Here is a 15684-nt window from a genome sequence, read left to right as displayed (position 1 = left end):
CCCTGCACCACCCGTGCATTACCTCTGTATTACGACCGGATGCCCTCCGCGCGCGCGCGGCGGATGTCAGATCGTGTTGCCCCTGGGCGCGCTGTCGGGCGCGGCCGCGGGCACGGTCTGGAACAGCAATTCGCGCAAAGCCGTGGTGGCGGCCGTGTCCGGGTCGCGTCCCGAGGTGCCGACCATCACCATGCGCCACACCTGGGCGCCGCTTTTCAGCAGCGTGGCATCCACGTGCTGCGAGGCGTCCTTGGCCATCGCGCCCTTCATCTGCAGGCCCAGGCGGCCCTTGACGTTGATGGGGCGCGCACGCTGGTCCAGTTCCATCGACGGGCGCACCGCCATCGTCCAGACGCGCTGGTAGTCGTCCAGGCTCACGCGCTCCATGCCGCCCTCGAAGGCGAAGACCGCGATCACGGTGTCCGAGTAGAAGGTGTGGACCACGTCGCCGGTGTCGTTGGCCTCCTGCCGGTATTGCCAGCCGCGCGGAATGTCCGCGCGCAGCTGCGTGGCGGGGTTGGTCCACTCGAAGCCGGCGTAGTAGCGCACGCTGCGCGCGGTCTCGCGCTGGTTGACGAAGACCAGGCCGGCCGTGAGCCCGGCCAGCGCCAGCGTGGCCAGGCCGGTGCGCAGCACGCCCGTGCCAGACGCCTGCACCAGGTAGCGGTTCTGGTCGTAGGTGGCGGGCCGGCCGTCCTTCACCTCGAAGAACTGGCGGCCCATGGTGATCAGCGTGACGAACGGAATGCCCAGCCCCAGCCCCGACAGGTACACCCACGCCGCGCGCCCGAGGTACTGCAGGAAGTTGGGCCGTCCGCCGTCGCGCAGCGTCACGCGGATGCCGAACATCAGCTTGCCCAGCGTGGTGCCGAACAGGCCGAAGAAGACGGCCTCGAACACCAGCGCCAGCGGCAGGATGATGACCCCGAGCGCCGGCGTGGACGACGGGCTTTCCATCCACAGCCCGAAGGCCGGCCAGATGCGCGCGACCACCGCGCCCAGGAAGAAGCCGGCGGGAATCGCCATCGTCCAGACGTCGAAGAGGCGGGCGAAGAAGCGGCGCCACGGGCCGGCCGGCGGCAAGCCGGGGGCGCGCTGGCGGGGCGCGGGTGTTTCGAGCGGGGCGTCGGACAACCACGGGTCGGCGTCCGTTCGTGCGGCGCGCGGCGCAAAAACCGGCTCGGCGTCCAGCTCAGGCAACGGCGGCGCCGGGCGCGTCGAGTGCGCAGTGGCGGGCCCGAAGTCCAGCAGCACCGGCTCCATGCGCAAGCCGGGCTGCATCAGCTCGGCCACCTCGTGCAACGGATTCCAGGTCAGCCGCCCCGGCCGCCAGACCAGCGTCTGCGCGCCGATGGTGCCGGCGCGCACCAGCGCGTGAACCTGCGCGATCGACAGCGGACCGCCCTTGTCTTCGCCCTGTGCGTACCACCAGCCCTCGTCCATGGGATCTCCCCGTTCCGGTCTTGTTGTGTGCCTTGTTGTGTGCGGATGCGCCTGCGGCGCCACGCAAATGTATCGGGAAGTACGCCGCGCTCCAAGGACAAGCGGGCGAGGCTGAAGCGACAATCGGCGGCATGAGCACCCCGTTTCGCATCGCGCCTTCCATCCTGTCCGCCGACTTCGCGCACCTCGGCAAAGAACTGACCGACGTGATCGCGGCCGGCGCCGACTGGATCCATTTCGACGTGATGGACAACCATTACGTGCCGAACCTGACCTTCGGCCCGATGATCTGCCACGCCCTCAAGCCCTACGCCAAGACCGCCGACGGCACGCCCGTGCCGATCGACGTGCACCTGATGATCCAGCCGGTCGACGCACTGGCCGCGTCGTTCGCCGAAGCCGGCGCCGACTACATCAGCTTCCACCCCGACGCATCGCCGCACACGCACCGCAGCATCCAGGCCATCAAGGCCGCGGGCTGCAAGGCCGGCCTCGTGTTCAACCCGGGCCTGGGCCTGGAGGCGCTGGACTGGGCGATCGACGACATCGACCTGATCCTGATCATGAGCGTGAACCCCGGCTTCGGCGGCCAGAGCTTCATCGACTCGGCGCTGCGCAAGATCGAACTCGCGCGCAAGCGCATCGAGCAGAGCGGTCGCGACATCCGCCTCGAGGTCGACGGCGGCATCAAGGTCGACAACATCGCGCGCGTGGCCTCGGCCGGTGCCGACACCTTCGTGGCCGGCAGCGCGATCTTCAATGCCAAGGACTACGGCGCGGTGATCGGCGACATGCGCAAGCAGCTCGCCGGCGTTCCGGGCGCCTGAGCCTCGGTTTTTCTCAGCGCTTGACCTTGTCGTTGTAGACGCGGTCGGCTTCCGGGCCGCGGTCGGTGTCGACCACGCCGCGCTCCACGTCGTCATGCGCCTTGCGGCCCACCTCGGGCGGCTGGCCGTCCTGGGTCTGCTGGCTGTCCGACGACTGGTCGCGCTCGTGCGGCAGGCGCGGGGCCGATTCGCCGCCTTGCGCGACCTTGGTCTTGCCGCCGCCCGCGTCGCTGGCGGGGTCGCCGGGCTGGGTCTTGGCGGTCGTGGCCGTCGTGGCCTTCTCTGTCTTTGCGGTCTTCGTGTTCATGGCGGTGCTCCTTGCAATGGCAGGAAGCCTGCCGCGCCCGCGTGGCGCGCGCGGTAGGACAGGCGAGGCGGCCCCTGTAGGCGTGCGCTCGGCGGCCGTGCGCGGTGACGAGGTGCTATGAAATGCGTAGCGGCTTTGCGCGGAGCCATGCGGGTCCGCAATAATCCGGCGCATGTCCTCCGATCCCTTTTCCGGCGCGGCCACCGACAGCCTGCGCATCCACGCCTTCGCCTCGCTGACCCCCGGACCGCGCCTGCTCGTGGTGGGCGGGGTGCATGGCGATGAAATCTCCGGCACCCTGGGCATCGAGCGCGTGCTGGCCGAACTCGACGCCGGCGCGCTGCAGCTGCTGCGCGGCGAGCTCACGCTGGTGCCGGTCGCCAACCCGCTGGCGCGCCGCCGCCTGCAGCGCGAAGGCGAGCGCAACCTCAACCGGCTGTTTCGCCCCAGCGCCGACCCCGCCGACTACGAAGCCCGCATCACCAACGTGCTGGCTCCGCTCATCGCGCGCCACGAGGTGCTGCTCGACCTGCACTCCTTCCAGAGCGAGGGCGAAGCCTTCTCGATGATCGGCCCGCGCGACAACACCGGCACGCTGGAGCCCTTCGCCCGCTCGTACGAGGAAGGCCAGCTCGCGCTGCACATCGGCACGCCTGTCGTGGTGGAAGGCTGGCTCGACATCTACGCCGCCGGCCTCGCGCAGCGCGCGGGCGGCACGCCGGCCGACGAAGCCGCGCTCGACTTCGGCCGCGGCACCAACGAATACATCCGCAGCTGCGGCGGCTACGGCGTCACGCTCGAATGCGGCCAGCACCAGGACCCGCAGGCGCCCGAAGTGGCGTGGCGCGCCATTCGCCGCACGCTGGCGCTGCTGGGCATGGCGGCGCTGCCCGACGGCCTGGCCGGCGGACCCGCGCAGCCGCCGCGGCTGCTGCGCCTGGCGGGCGTGACCGACCGGCTGCACGAGGAAGACAGCTTCGTGCGCGACTGGGCCACCTTCGACGAGGTGCAGCGCGGCGAGCCCATCGGCATGCGCCACGACGGCACGCTGCTGAGCGCCCCCGACGACGGCTTCATCGTGTTTCCCAACGCGGTGGCGCTGCCCGGCGCGGAGTGGTTCTACTTCGCGCGGCCGAGCGAGCGGCGGCTGGGGCCGGTGAAGAACTCGTAGAGAACGACCGGCGCGCCCTGACCACGCCTGGGGCCGCGCTCCTACACCGCCCCGGCCCGCGGGCGGCGCACATTGCCAGCCTGAAGGAGTGTGCCCATGCCCGTCTCTGCAAAAGCCTCCGCGCCGCGCGTCCTGTGGAAGGGCGCCATCAGCTTCGGCCTCGTCCACATTCCGGTGGCGCTCTATTCGGGCACCACCAACCACGGCATCGACTTCGACTGGCTCGACAAGCGCACCATGGACCCGGTGGGCTACAAGCGCATCAACAAGAAGACCGGCAAGGAGATCGCGCGCGAGCAGATCGTGAAGGGCATCGCGTACGAGGCCGGCGAGTACGTGGTGCTCAGCGACAAGGAAATTGCGGCGGCCTACCCCAAGACCACGCAGACCATCGAGATCGAGACCTTCGTGCCGGCCAACGGCATTCCCTTCGTGTTCCTGGAGCGGCCCTACTACGTGGCGCCGATCAACCGCGGCGCCAAGGTGTACGCGCTGCTGCGCGAGACCCTGCAGCGCAGCGGGCGCGTGGGCGTGGCCCGCGTCGTCATCCAGACCAGGCAGCACCTGGCGGCGCTGGTGCCCGTGGGGCCCGGCCTGGTGCTGAACCTGCTGCGCTGGGGCACCGACATCCGCCCGTGGGCCGACCTGCCGCTGCCGTCCGAGGACGTGAAGAAGGCCGGCCTGAGCGAGCGCGAGCTCACCATGGCCCGCCAGCTCGTGGACGACATGAGCGGCGACTGGGACCCCGACGAGTTCAAGGACGAATTCAAGGACGAGATCCTGCGGCTGGTGGACCGCAAGGTGAAGGCCGGCCAGACCGAGACCGTGACGCAGCCCGAGCCCGAGGAAGACGCCTCGGGCGAAGGCCGTGGCGCCAAGATCATCGACCTCACCGAGCTGCTGCAGCGCAGCCTGCGCAAGGGCGGCGGCAAGTCGAAGCCCGCGGCCTCTCGAGACGACAGCGACGAAGACGAAGAAGCACCCGCGCCCAAGGCCGCCGCGAAGAAACGCAAGCCGGCCGCGAAAGCCCCCGCGAGGGCTGCCGCTCGCAAGGCGCCCGCCCGCGCCCGCCGTGCCGCCTGATGCCGGACGCTGCGATGGGCACGGCCGCATCCACCGCGCGCAAGGCGCTCGAGCGTTACCACGGCAAGCGCGATTTCACGCGCACGCCCGAGCCCAGGACGGGCGGCACGCGCGGCAAGGGAACGCTGTCCTTCGTGATCCAGAAGCACCACGCGAGCCACCTGCACTACGACTTCCGGCTGGAGCTCGACGGCACGCTGAAGAGCTGGGCGGTGCCCAAGGGGCCGTGCCTCGATCCGAGCGTGAAGCGCATGGCGGTGCACGTGGAAGACCACCCCCTTTCGTACGCCGGCTTCGAGGGCACCATTCCGCCCAAGCAGTACGGCGCGGGCTCCGTCATCGTCTGGGACCGCGGCGATTGGCTGCCCGTGGGCGACGCGCGCAAGTCGCTCGCGGCCGGCAAGCTCAAGTTCGAGTTGCGCGGCGAGAAGCTGCACGGCCACTGGACGCTGGTGCGCATGCACGGCAAGGGCGACGAATCGCACGAGCCCTGGCTGCTCATCAAGGAGCGCGACGGTGAAGCGCGGCCGCTGGATGACTACGACGTTCTCGAAGAGCAACCCGCGAGCGTGATCACCGGCCTTGGCGTCGACGAAGTAAACCAGCCGGCGAAGACGGTGGCTGCCAAGGCGCCGGCAAAGAAGGTCGCTGCAAAAAACGCCGCTGCAAGGAAGGCCGCCGGCAAGGCGCTCAGGAAGGTCGCGCTGCCCGCCGCCTTCCAGCCCCAGCTCGCCACCCTCGCGGCCTCACCACCGTCGCCGGCCGGCGACTGGCTCTACGAGCTCAAGTTCGACGGCTACCGCATGCTTGCGCGCATCGACAAGGGCAAGGTCCGCTGCTTCACGCGCAACGGCCACGACTGGACCGCGAAGCTGCCCGCGCTCGCCCAGGCGCTGGCGAGACTGCCCAGCGCCTCGGCCTGGCTCGACGGCGAGATCACGGTCGAAGGCGAGAACGGCGCGCCCGACTTCCAGGCGCTGCAGAACGCCTTCGACAGCGGCGCCACCTCGCGCATCGCCTACTGGCTGTTCGATGCGCCCTTCCTCGATGGCGAAGACCTGCGCGAGCTGCCTGTGGAGGAGCGCCGCGCGCGCCTCGCCAGGCTGCTCGGCAAGAAGCCGCCCGCGCCGCTGCGCCTGAGCGAGGCCTTCGACGCCGCGCCGCGCGACCTGCTGGCGTCGTCGGCGCGCATCGGCTTCGAGGGCATCGTCGGCAAGCGCAAGGGCTCGCCCTACGTGTCGCGCCGCTCGCCCGACTGGATCAAGCTCAAGAACCAGCAGCGCCAGGAGTTCGTGATCGGCGGCTACACCGCGCCCAAGGGCGCGCGCACCGGCTTCGGCGCCTTGCTGCTGGGCGTGCACGACGAGGCCACCGGCCGGCTGCGCTATTGCGGCAACGTGGGCACGGGCTTCGACGCCGACCGCCTCGCCGACATCAAGGCCAGGCTCGACAAGCTGGCCACCGGCGACTGCCCCTTCGAGCCCAGGCCGGGCGGCGTGAACGCGAAAGCCACGTGGGTCAAGCCCACGCTGGTGGCCGAGGTGTCGTTCGGCGAGTGGACGCGCGAAGACCGTGTGCGCCATTCGGTGTTCCAGGGGCTGCGCGCCGACAAGCCCGCGCGCGACATCCGCCGCGAACGGCCGCAGGCCGCTGGCGAATCCGCAACTGCAACTGCAACTGCGCCGAAGAAGCAAGGAGCGACACAGCCCATGGCCCTCAAGATCAGCCACGCCGACCGCGTGATCGACACGCACAGCGGCATCACCAAGGGCGAGCTCGCAGCCTACTACGACAGCGTGGCCACGCTCATGCTGGCGCACCTGCGCGGACGGCCGGTGTCGCTGGTGCGTGCGCCCGAAGGCGTGGGCGGCGAGCTGTTCTTCCAGAAGCACGTGCAGAACCGCGAGATTCCCGGCGTGCGCCAGCTCGACCCCGCGCTCGACCCGGGCCACGAGCCGCTGCTGCAGATCGACAGCAAGACCGGGCTGCTGGGCGCCGCGCAGATGAACGTCATCGAGCTGCACACCTGGAACGCCACCTCGCGCGCCATCGGCAAGCCCGACCGCATGACCTTCGACCTCGACCCCGGCGAAGGCGTGAGCTGGCCGCAGATCCAGGAGGCGGCGATGCTGGTGCGCACGCTGCTCGACGAGCTCGGCCTGCCCTCGTTCCTGAAGACCAGCGGCGGCAAGGGCCTGCACGTGGTGGTGCCGGTGCGCCGCCAGTACGACTGGGACGCCGTCAAGGGCTTCTCGCAGGCCGTGGTGGTGCACCTGGCGCAGACCATTCCGCAGCGCTTCGTCGCCAGGAGCGGGCCGCGCAACCGCGTGGGCAAGGTGTTCGTGGACTACCTGCGCAACGGCTTCGGCGCGACCACGGTGAGCGCGTGGTCCGCGCGCTCGCGGCCGGGGCTCGGGGTGTCGGTGCCGCTGGCGTGGGAAGAGCTGCCGGACCTCACGAGCGCGTCGCAGTGGACCGTTGCGAATGCGGCGGAGCGCTTCGAGATCGGCAACGAGCCGTGGGCTGCGATGGAGCGCAGCCGCAAGGGCCTGGCCGCTGCGATGAAGCTGCTGGGCTACCAGGTCGCCAGGTAGCCGCCTTCCCCGCATTGCTCCCTCCGCTCCCGGGGGAGGGCGGGGGGTGGGGGCTCGCGGCTTCGGATGAAGCACCGCGCCACGCAAGCGCCGCTTGCCCCGATGCCATCCTTCCCCCGGAAGGGGAAGGAGCAAGACCGGGCCTACTGCAGCACTTCCTCCGTCGTCACATCGAAGCGCTGCAAGGTGTTTTCCCCGAACACCATCGTGATCGGCACGTCCGCCGCGTCGCGTCCGCGCGCAATCACGATGCGGCCGATGCGCGGCGTGTTGTGGCGCGCGTCGAAGGTGTGCCAGCGGTTGCCCAGGTACACCTCGAACCACGCGCTGAAGTCCATCGGGTAGCGCACCGGCGGAATGCCGATGTCGCCGAGGTAGCCCGTCACGTAGCGCGCCGGAATGTTCATGCACCGGCACAGCGTGATCGCCAGGTGCGCAAAGTCGCGACACACGCCCGTTCCCTCGCGAAAGCCCTCCAAAGCGGTGCGCGTGGCGCGCGCGTTCTGGTAGTCGAAGCGCAGGTGGCGGTGCACGAAGTCGCAAATGGCCTGCACGCGCGACCAGCCCGGCGTCACGTTCAGGAAGTTGGCCCAGGCGAACTGCAGCAGCTCGCTGTCGACCTCGCAGTAGCGGCTCGGCAGCACGAAGGGCAGCGCGGCAACCGGCAGGTCGGCCGCCGCGTGCTCCACCGCGCCGTAGTCCACCGGGTCGGGCCAGCCGGTGTCGTACACCACGGCGTTGTTGCGCAGGCGCACGCTGCTCACGCCCTGCGGAATGTGCACCCGCGCGCAGTGGTTGCCGAAACCGTCCTGGTAGAAATCGGTGGCCAGCGGTGGGCTGAGGGTGATGTTCTCGCTGCCCTGCACGTCCTGCGAGCGCGACGGGTGCACCTGCAGCATGTAGATCAACGCGGTGGGGGCGGTGACGCCCAATTCGATGTCGAAACCGATCCTGATCTGCATGGGTGCTTTCTTCCCTGGGTGATCCGGGCGGTGCGGCCGGTGCGCGAGGCAACTGGAGGCAAGCACGATGGATGCCACCTTCGCGCCCATGCTATGCGACGAAGGTTCGCAGGCCCCACGGCCAGGACGCGCGACCCCGCGTAGGCGGGGGCGATGCGCTGTCGGCGCGCTCCTACCGCGGGCGCACTCTTTCTCCCACAGGCGGGGGAGGGCGGCCACTACGGGTCGCGGGCCGCGCGAAACATAACCTTGCATTTCGCTTGCAGGCGAGCCGCGTGCCCATGCACAGGCCTCGCTGCAAGCCGACCCGCGTCTCGCCGTCTCGTGTTCAGTCTGCTTCCTTGGAGGGAATCATGGAGTTTTCTTCGCTTTTCGACTCGCTCGCCACCGGCTGGGGCGACGAGATCCTGGTGTGGGCCGTGGCGGCCGTCGCGGGCAGCATCTGCCTCATTGCCGTGGTCAACGTGCTCGACATGTTCCTCGACAACAACGAAATGGGCTGAGCGCCCTCCCCATGAAAGACTCCAGGTCCACGATGACGCCACAGAACAAGGCCGCCGCCGGCCGCCGCGCCGGCGCCGCCAAGGCAGGCGACGGCGCCAATGCCAAGCAGCAGCAGCTCGAGGGCTTCACCGTCGAGCACCCCACGACCCTCACCACCAACCAGGGTCTGCAGATACCGGACAACCACAACTCGCTGAAGGCCGGCGTGCGCGGCCCCACGCTGCTCGAAGACTTCATCCTGCGCGAGAAGATCACGCACTTCGACCACGAGCGCATTCCCGAGCGCGCCGTGCATGCGCGCGGCTCCGCGGCGCACGGCTACTTCCAGGTCTACAAGTCGATGTCGCAGTTCACCTGCGCCGATTTCCTGCAGGACCCCGACGCGAAGACGCCCGTGTTCGTGCGCTTCTCCACCGTGGCCGGCTCGCGCGGCTCGGCCGACACGGTGCGCGACGTGCGCGGCTTCGCCGTCAAGTTCTATACCCGCGAAGGCAACTACGACCTCGTGGGCAACAACATTCCGGTGTTCTTCATCCAGGACGCGATGAAGTTCCCCGACCTCATCCACGCCGTCAAGCCCGAGCCGCACCACGAGATGCCGCAGGCCGCGAGCGCGCACGACACCTTCTGGGACTTCGCCTCGCTGATGCCCGAGAGCACCCACATGCTGATGTGGGCCATGAGCGACCGCGCCATTCCGCGCAGCCTGCGCATGATGGAAGGCTTCGGTGTTCATACCTTCCGCTTCATCAACAGCCGCGGCGAGAGCCACTTCGTGAAGTTCCACTGGAAGCCCAAGCTCGGCATCCACGGCCTGGTGTGGGACGAGGCACAGAAGATCGCCGGGAAAGACGCCGACTTCCACCGCCGCGACCTCTGGGAAGCCATCGAGAACGGCGACTTCCCCGAATGGGAGCTCGGCGTGCAGATGATCCCGGCCGACAAGGAACACTCGCTCGGCTTCGACCTGCTCGACCCCACCAAGCTCATTCCCGAAGAGATGGTGCCCGTGCAGAAGATCGGCCGGCTGGTGCTCAACCGCAACCCCGACAACTTCTTCGCCGAGACCGAGCAGGTGGCCTTCCACCCGGGCCACGTGGTGCCCGGCATCGACTTCAGCAACGACCCGCTGCTGCAGGGGCGCCTGTTCTCGTACACCGACACGCAGATCTCGCGGCTGGGCGGCGCCAACTTCCATGAGCTGCCCATCAACAAGGCCGTGTGCCCCTTCCACAACATGCAGCGCGACGGCATGCACCGCCAGACCATTGCGCGCGGCCAGGTCGCCTACGAGCCCAACACGCTGGGCAGCGGCGCGGAGTTCCGCGTGGACGGCGGCAGCACCGGCTTCCAGTCGTTCCCCGAAGAACTCGACCCGCCCAAGGTGCGCCGCCGCAGCCCGTCGTTCGACGACCACTTCACGCAGGCGCGGCTGTTCTTCAACAGCCAGAGCGCGGCCGAGAAGGAGCACATCATCGCGGCCTTCCGCTTCGAACTCTCCAAGCTCGAGGTGCCCGCCATCCGCCAGCGCATGGTCGACAACCTCGCGCACGTGGACGAGAAGCTCGCACGCCGCGTGGCCGAGCCGCTGGGCATCGGCGAGCCCGATGCCAAGGCCGCGGCGGGCCGCGCGGGCTTTCGCGAACACCGCATCCAGCTGCCCATCGACGAGTCGCCGGCGCTGAGCATGGCCGACACCGGCGACGGCTCCATTCGCACCCGCAAGGTCGCGATCCTGGTGGCCGACGGCGTCGATTCGGCCTCGCTCAAGCCGATCCGCGACGCGCTCGAACAGGCCGGCGCGCAGTGCAAGGTGGTCGGCCCGCGCCTGGGCACCGTCGCCAGCGCATCGAAGCGCCAGATCGACATCGACATGACCTTCGCCAACACGCCGTCGGTGATGTTCGACGCGGTGCTGGTGCCGGCCGGCAGCGACAGCGCCGCGGCCATGGCGGCCATCGGCGATGCGGTGCATTTCGTGCTGGAGGCCTACAAGCACTGCAAGGCCATCTGCACCGTGGGCGAGGGCGTGCAGCTGCTGTCCACGCTGGGCATCGCGGCGGACACGCAGCCGGCCGATGCGCCGGCCGGCGTGGTGGTGGCGGCGACGCCGGTCACCAACATGGGCGACGCGAGTGCGGCGGCGCAGGTGGCGAGCGACTTCATCGCGGCCATTGCGAAGCACCGGCATTGGGACCGGGCGAATGTGGATGCGGTGCCGGCTTGATGGAACGGCAGCGTTTGGAGCGCTTGGCGCTTCAGCGCTGGCAACAGGCTTTTGGCCGTCACGCTGCCTGATCGGCTCGAACGTCAGTACGTCCGGCTGATCGTGATCGTGCTGAGTCGATTGGCCGTGCAGGGGTCATGGTCGGGACCGTTCAGGTACGTGAGGACGACCTCTACATTGAAGCCGGTCCTTGGCTGCTTGAGCGGCGAATAGACGAACACGCCGCCGTTGAAAGCGGCGAGCCCTTCCAGAGGCGCCATTTCCCATCGCAGGTTGCCGCCGTCTGCCGTCCATCCAGGCACGACCTTGAGCTGGAGCTGTTGTTCAAGGCGCTCGCGCGAAACGGTCATTTCGGGGCGGAAGTCGATCTGGAACAGCATGGGTTCGAAACTCTTCGTGCCATCGCGCTTGGGAACGGCGTTCACGTAGATGCTGGTCCATTCGTTCAGGAACCTTGCATCGAATGCATGGCTGACACTGTTGCTTGGTTGCTGCCCGACATCCAGCCGGCGCACCGGCAGGAGTTGCTCGAGACTGTCGAACGCCGCCTCGCCTCGAATCACCGTCATGGCTGCCGCGACGAATTGAATGGTTCGCTCGTGCTGCGCGTCGGTGTAGTGAAAGTTGTCGTAGACCGCCTGGAGGGCGCTGGCCCGCACTTCATACGCTTCGTTCGAAGCCTTCCTTTCAGTCCTGGTTTGCATTGCCGGTTTCTCCTCGAGCTGCGCTGTTGCGGAACTTGACGCCGTATTCGAGCGCGGCTGTGCAGAACCCGGGGGTGGGCAAGAAATTGCCAGAATCACCACGCCAAAGGCGCTTGACCACCTCTTCGCACACGAAGCTGTCTTCTTTCCAAGGTGGCATGCGATAGCCCGCGCTGCCCGCGTCCCCCTTGGCCATCGCATCCACATCGATGGACAAGCCACCCAGGCCCACGTTCTGAAGGAGGTCATACGCGGCCTTTCGTGCCAAAGGAATTTCAGTCGGGAGAACGTCAGCGAGATAGGCCGGTTTGTCGGGGTTGCGCTTGTTCGCAGCATCGGCGCGGCTCAATTGCCAGTAGTACATGCCCACAACCATGCGCTTCAATCCTGCGCGGGCACTCGGTTCGTCGGGCACTGGCGTCACTGCTGCCAGCTGAAAAATCCGTGCCGGAACGACGGCTTTCCAGAAGCGCCGGATGTTGGGTAGATCGTCGTAGTCAGCCGGAAATTGCTGCATCGTTGCCAACACCCAGAAGAACTGCTGTGCATGCCTGGCCTCGTGATACAGCGTGCTGGCGAACGCGCAGAGCGGGTCTTGAAGTTCGATGTCGCTTCTGCGCGCAGCGTTGATGATCGACATGACTCCGGCCTTGGTGGCAATCAGCAGCCAGTCGTTTGCGCGCATGAGCCCTTTCAGATCCTTGTCCTCAGGGTTGATGCCAAGCTGCCTGGCACCTGCATCGGTCGGAACGAGGATTGTCGGAACACCTTCCGAAGGAAGTGCGAATGCCGTTCTTGCGAGCGCGCCTTCGATGCTGGTCTTCAGATCCGCAAGCAGGCGTTTCGAATCGGTGTCGTCCAGTGGCCAAGTCGCTTTCGCCCATTCGGGTGCCGTCAAGGCCTTTTTGATGCCCTTCACATACTCGCTGGCCACCGGGTAGTCCCACCGCGTCGCGTCACCCGATCCTGGCTCGCTCTTTCGCATTCCCCAGTTGTTCGGATCGCAACTGGTATGCGTCGGCGCCTTGTCGCTGCTGGTGGCTTTGTCGGCGTTGACTGCGAATCTTCTGTTGCCGACAGGCTGCGCGCGCTTTTGCGCTGTGACGTCCAGGCCCTGATATGTCCGTTCGGCCGGCGTCCGCACGAATGGCGTATAGCTGGCCAGCAAACCATCCTCCGCATTGCGCAGCACCTCCACGGACGCGATCTGGTGAACCGTGCTTTGCACGACCTGGGTTTCGCCTTGATCGTTGGTCTTGCCTTCGATGGTTCGCCCGCCTTGGAACGAGATTCGGTATTTCTGCAGTGGAAGCCGCAGGCCGCTGGCATGTTCGACCAGCACGAAATGTTCTTCGAGCAAGCTCTGCCTGTCGGTCATGACGGTTTCGGAGAGCAGGGGGTACAGCGCGTCGAGGCTCATCGGCCCGACCTGCGCATGCAGCGCGGCATGCTCCTGCCACGTGCCCGCGGTGCCGTGCGTGATGCCCTGCGCACTCCACTCCGTGTAGCTGCCCCCGCCGATGATCACGACCTTCTTCTTCGCGTTGATGTGCAGCTGCCCCTCGACGCTCTTCATCACGAGGTCCTTGTGCGCGATCAGGACCAGCTCGTCCTTGTGCGCCTGGAGCTCGATGGGGTCTTCGCTCGCGATGAGCTGGATGCCCTTCTTGTGCGTGAAGGCCCGGATGCCGTCGGCGGCGCTCGCGAGCCAGCGCCTGGCTGCGCTGAGAGAGGTGTGGCCCTGGCTCGTGAAGGCCGCGTGCTTGCCGGTGTGGAAGTGGATGTTCGCTGGCGTGGAGGCTTGGATGCCCGCCGGGCTTGCGAGCACCACATGGGGCTTGTCCAGCTCGGGGAATGGACCGCCCCTGCCTTTGATCGCGTCGTTCTGCGCCGCAAGGGCCTGCTGCACCTCGTCCTGGTCCGCCCCCTTGTCCTGCGCCTTGTGCACCTGCGCCGCCTCGGCCAGCGCGTCATGCTGGTCCTGCGCCGCCGTCAGCCGGGCGACGGTCTCTCCCATGTCCTTGGCGTGGTTCGCCGCGTTGCCCCGCGCTTCCGAGCTGATAAGCACGCCGTCGCGGGCCCTCACGACGCCGTGGCCGTCCGTGCGCAGTTCGAAGCCTTCACCCCTGGGGTCCTTGCGCCCCGCGTTGTCCTCGATCCGCGTGATCGACCCGAGGCTGAGCTGGCTGTGGCGGTGATCGCTCCGCAGCTGTGCCTGGATCCTGCCCTCCGTGTCGTCCAGGATCAGGTGGTTGCTGCGCCCCATCGCGGCGTTGCCGCCTTCGCTCGTCAGCTCCCGGGACCGGAAGCCGCTGAGCGCGGATTCGTCCGGCAACGCCCACGACGGCCGGTTGTTCTGGTTGTGGACCCGCCCCGAGCACAGCGGCAGGTCCGGATCGCCGCCGATGAAGCTGACGATGACCTCCTGTCCGATGCGCGGCAAGTGCATGCCGCCCAACTGGTTGTCCGCCCACGGCGAACTCACCCTCAGCCAGCAGGTGCTGTGCTGGTTGTTCCGGCCCCGCCGGTCCCAGGGGAACTGCACCTTGATGCGCCCGTATGCATCGGTCCAGAGGTTCTGGCCTTCGGGGCCGACGACCAGCGCGATCTGCGGACCTTCGCAGACGGGCTTGGGCTGGGTCAGGGCAGGGCGCAGCGGCTCGGTGGCCGGGTGCGCGGTGAAGTCGACCTCGACCCGCCATTGCTGCTTTCTGTCGGAGGACTCCTTCGTCTGGCTGTTCTCGCCGATGTCTTCGATGAGGAAGCGGGTGTCGAGGACGAGGTACTCGGTGTTGGCTTTCTCGCGCGGGTGCCTGGCCAGCCTGAAGGTGCAGCCGGGCACCATGGCGCGCAGGTTGCCGCTGGCTTGCGCCCGGTTGCCGTGGGTGCGCAGGGCCTGCATCCGGAGCAGGGTGAGGTGGCGGCTTTCCTCTTGCGGGTTGTTGGCACCGGCACCGGCACCGGCGCCAGCGCCAGCGCCACCGCTGCCGGCCTGGGGCTGGGCGCAGTGGCTGCCGCCAGCTTGCGAGTGCCATTGGTAGACCTCGCCATCGGCCTGGCCCGTGGGGCGGGGATCTTTGCGACCCGCGCTCAGGTCCGCCCGGGGCCGGGTGTAGTCGTAGTCGCTGGTGGCGTAGCGGCCACTCGTCAGGCGGCTCGCGGGCACGAAGCTGTGGATGTACTCGGCATCGAGCTTCCAGCCCGGCGCGTGGTACTCGACCTCCCGGTAAGCCGCACTGTCTGCCTGACCATACGCCGCCATCGCGTCGCAAAGCACCAGCCGGTGCTTCCCCTGCGAATGTTCGAAGTGGTAGCTGATGCCCCATTCCTGGCACAGCCGGCTGAAGAAGGCGAAGTCGCTCTCGTTGAACTGGGTCTGGTAGTCGCGCGTCGGGTAGGTCTCGAACAGGCGCTTGTCGACCGGGAACGCATAGCCGGCGAGCAGTTCGTCGAGGATCTCGACGACGGTCTGGTCCTGGAAGATCCGGCAGTCGGTGCGCAGCGTGGCCAGGTGCAGCCAGGGCCGCAACGTGAGCTTGTACTGGACGTGTCGGCCTTCCTCGCCCCACATGGCCGCATCGGTGATCAAGGTGTTGATCTGGCGAGGCGGCGAGCCTTCGAGTTCGATCTCGCAGCTCAGCTCGCGGCCGATGAACGCATCGAGATCGAAGTCCGCTGCGCCCGAGGCCCCGAGGTTCAAGCCATCGGGCGTCTTGAGCAGCAGTTCATACGCGAAGAGGCTGTTGAGCCCCTCGTGCCCCGACAGCCGCACAGGCTCCAACGCCGGGCAACCAAGAACAACGGGAATCGCAGGAGACTGGACCGAGAGCGTGCGCGACATCGACGACTTCCTTGACAGGAG

Annotated in this window: 11 protein-coding genes; 6 read left to right on the top strand and 5 right to left on the bottom strand. The window is 67.9% G+C overall.

From position 1 onward, the window contains the following. Positions 1 to 66 precede the first annotated feature (66 nt). The gene (locus BM013_RS12060; protein WP_093127072.1) at positions 67 to 1443 is read right to left on the bottom strand and encodes an RDD family protein; all 1377 of its coding nucleotides are present in this window, start codon (positions 1441 to 1443) and stop codon (positions 67 to 69) included. A gap of 131 nt (positions 1444 to 1574) precedes the next feature. Between BM013_RS12060 and rpe the strand changes: the two genes are divergently transcribed. Continuing rightward, complete coding sequence (gene rpe / locus BM013_RS12055) at positions 1575 to 2270, top strand: ribulose-phosphate 3-epimerase (protein ID WP_093127069.1); 696 nt, start codon at positions 1575 to 1577, stop codon at positions 2268 to 2270. A 13-nt stretch (positions 2271 to 2283) separates the two neighbouring features. On the opposite strand, the gene BM013_RS12050 is transcribed toward rpe, so the two are convergent. Then, positions 2284 to 2577, bottom strand: coding sequence for a hypothetical protein (locus BM013_RS12050; RefSeq protein ID WP_093127067.1), 294 nt, complete (start codon positions 2575 to 2577; stop codon positions 2284 to 2286). Positions 2578 to 2749: 172 nt separating this feature from the next. On the opposite strand from BM013_RS12050, the gene BM013_RS12045 reads away from it, so the two are divergent. The 3 genes from BM013_RS12045 (at position 2750) to ligD (ending at position 7425) form a co-directional block, all read left to right on the top strand. Next, positions 2750 to 3748 (top strand): succinylglutamate desuccinylase/aspartoacylase family protein, encoded by a 999-nt coding sequence (locus BM013_RS12045; RefSeq protein ID WP_093127064.1) that lies wholly within the window; start codon positions 2750 to 2752, stop codon positions 3746 to 3748. A gap of 96 nt (positions 3749 to 3844) precedes the next feature. Next, a complete protein-coding gene (locus BM013_RS12040; protein WP_093127062.1) occupies positions 3845 to 4831 on the top strand; it encodes a non-homologous end joining protein Ku in 987 nt (328 codons plus the stop codon). Beyond that, positions 4831 to 7425 carry a DNA ligase D gene (gene ligD / locus BM013_RS12035; RefSeq protein WP_371279952.1) on the top strand — a complete coding sequence of 865 codons (2595 nt, stop codon included), beginning with the start codon at positions 4831 to 4833 and terminating at the stop codon, positions 7423 to 7425. Before BM013_RS12040 ends, ligD begins: the two co-directional genes overlap by 1 nt. A 143-nt stretch (positions 7426 to 7568) precedes the next feature. Here ligD and BM013_RS12030 read toward each other — a convergent pair whose 3' ends face one another. Then, entirely contained in the window at positions 7569 to 8387 is an 819-nt protein-coding gene (locus tag BM013_RS12030) for a transglutaminase-like domain-containing protein (protein WP_093127059.1), read from the bottom strand. A gap of 353 nt (positions 8388 to 8740) precedes the next feature. Here BM013_RS12030 and BM013_RS41205 point away from each other — a divergent pair, with 353 nt between their 5' ends. Together BM013_RS41205 and katE are read left to right on the top strand one after the other, a co-directional pair. After that, complete coding sequence (locus BM013_RS41205; RefSeq protein ID WP_177206514.1) at positions 8741 to 8890, top strand: hypothetical protein; 150 nt, start codon at positions 8741 to 8743, stop codon at positions 8888 to 8890. A gap of 32 nt (positions 8891 to 8922) precedes the next feature. Then, on the top strand, positions 8923 to 11118 hold the full coding sequence (katE, locus tag BM013_RS12025; RefSeq protein WP_256219915.1) for a catalase HPII: 2196 nt from the start codon (positions 8923 to 8925) through the stop codon (positions 11116 to 11118). A gap of 83 nt (positions 11119 to 11201) precedes the next feature. Here the strand turns inward: katE and BM013_RS12020 are convergent, their stop codons facing one another. Both BM013_RS12020 and BM013_RS12015 read right to left on the bottom strand, forming a co-directional pair. Next, positions 11202 to 11822: a hypothetical protein gene (locus tag BM013_RS12020; RefSeq protein ID WP_143098271.1), complete on the bottom strand. Its 621-nt coding sequence runs from the start codon at positions 11820 to 11822 to the stop codon at positions 11202 to 11204. Continuing rightward, positions 11806 to 15663 (bottom strand): type VI secretion system Vgr family protein, encoded by a 3858-nt coding sequence (locus BM013_RS12015; RefSeq protein WP_093127052.1) that lies wholly within the window; start codon positions 15661 to 15663, stop codon positions 11806 to 11808. Before BM013_RS12015 ends, BM013_RS12020 begins: the two co-directional genes overlap by 17 nt. Positions 15664 to 15684 lie beyond the last annotated feature (21 nt).

The sequence above is a fragment of the Variovorax sp. OK605 genome, assembly GCF_900115445.1.
Taxonomy (GTDB): Bacteria; Pseudomonadota; Gammaproteobacteria; order Burkholderiales; family Burkholderiaceae_C; genus Variovorax.
Note: the sequence above shows the minus strand (reverse complement) of the source record. Positions and strands in the feature narration are given on the sequence as shown.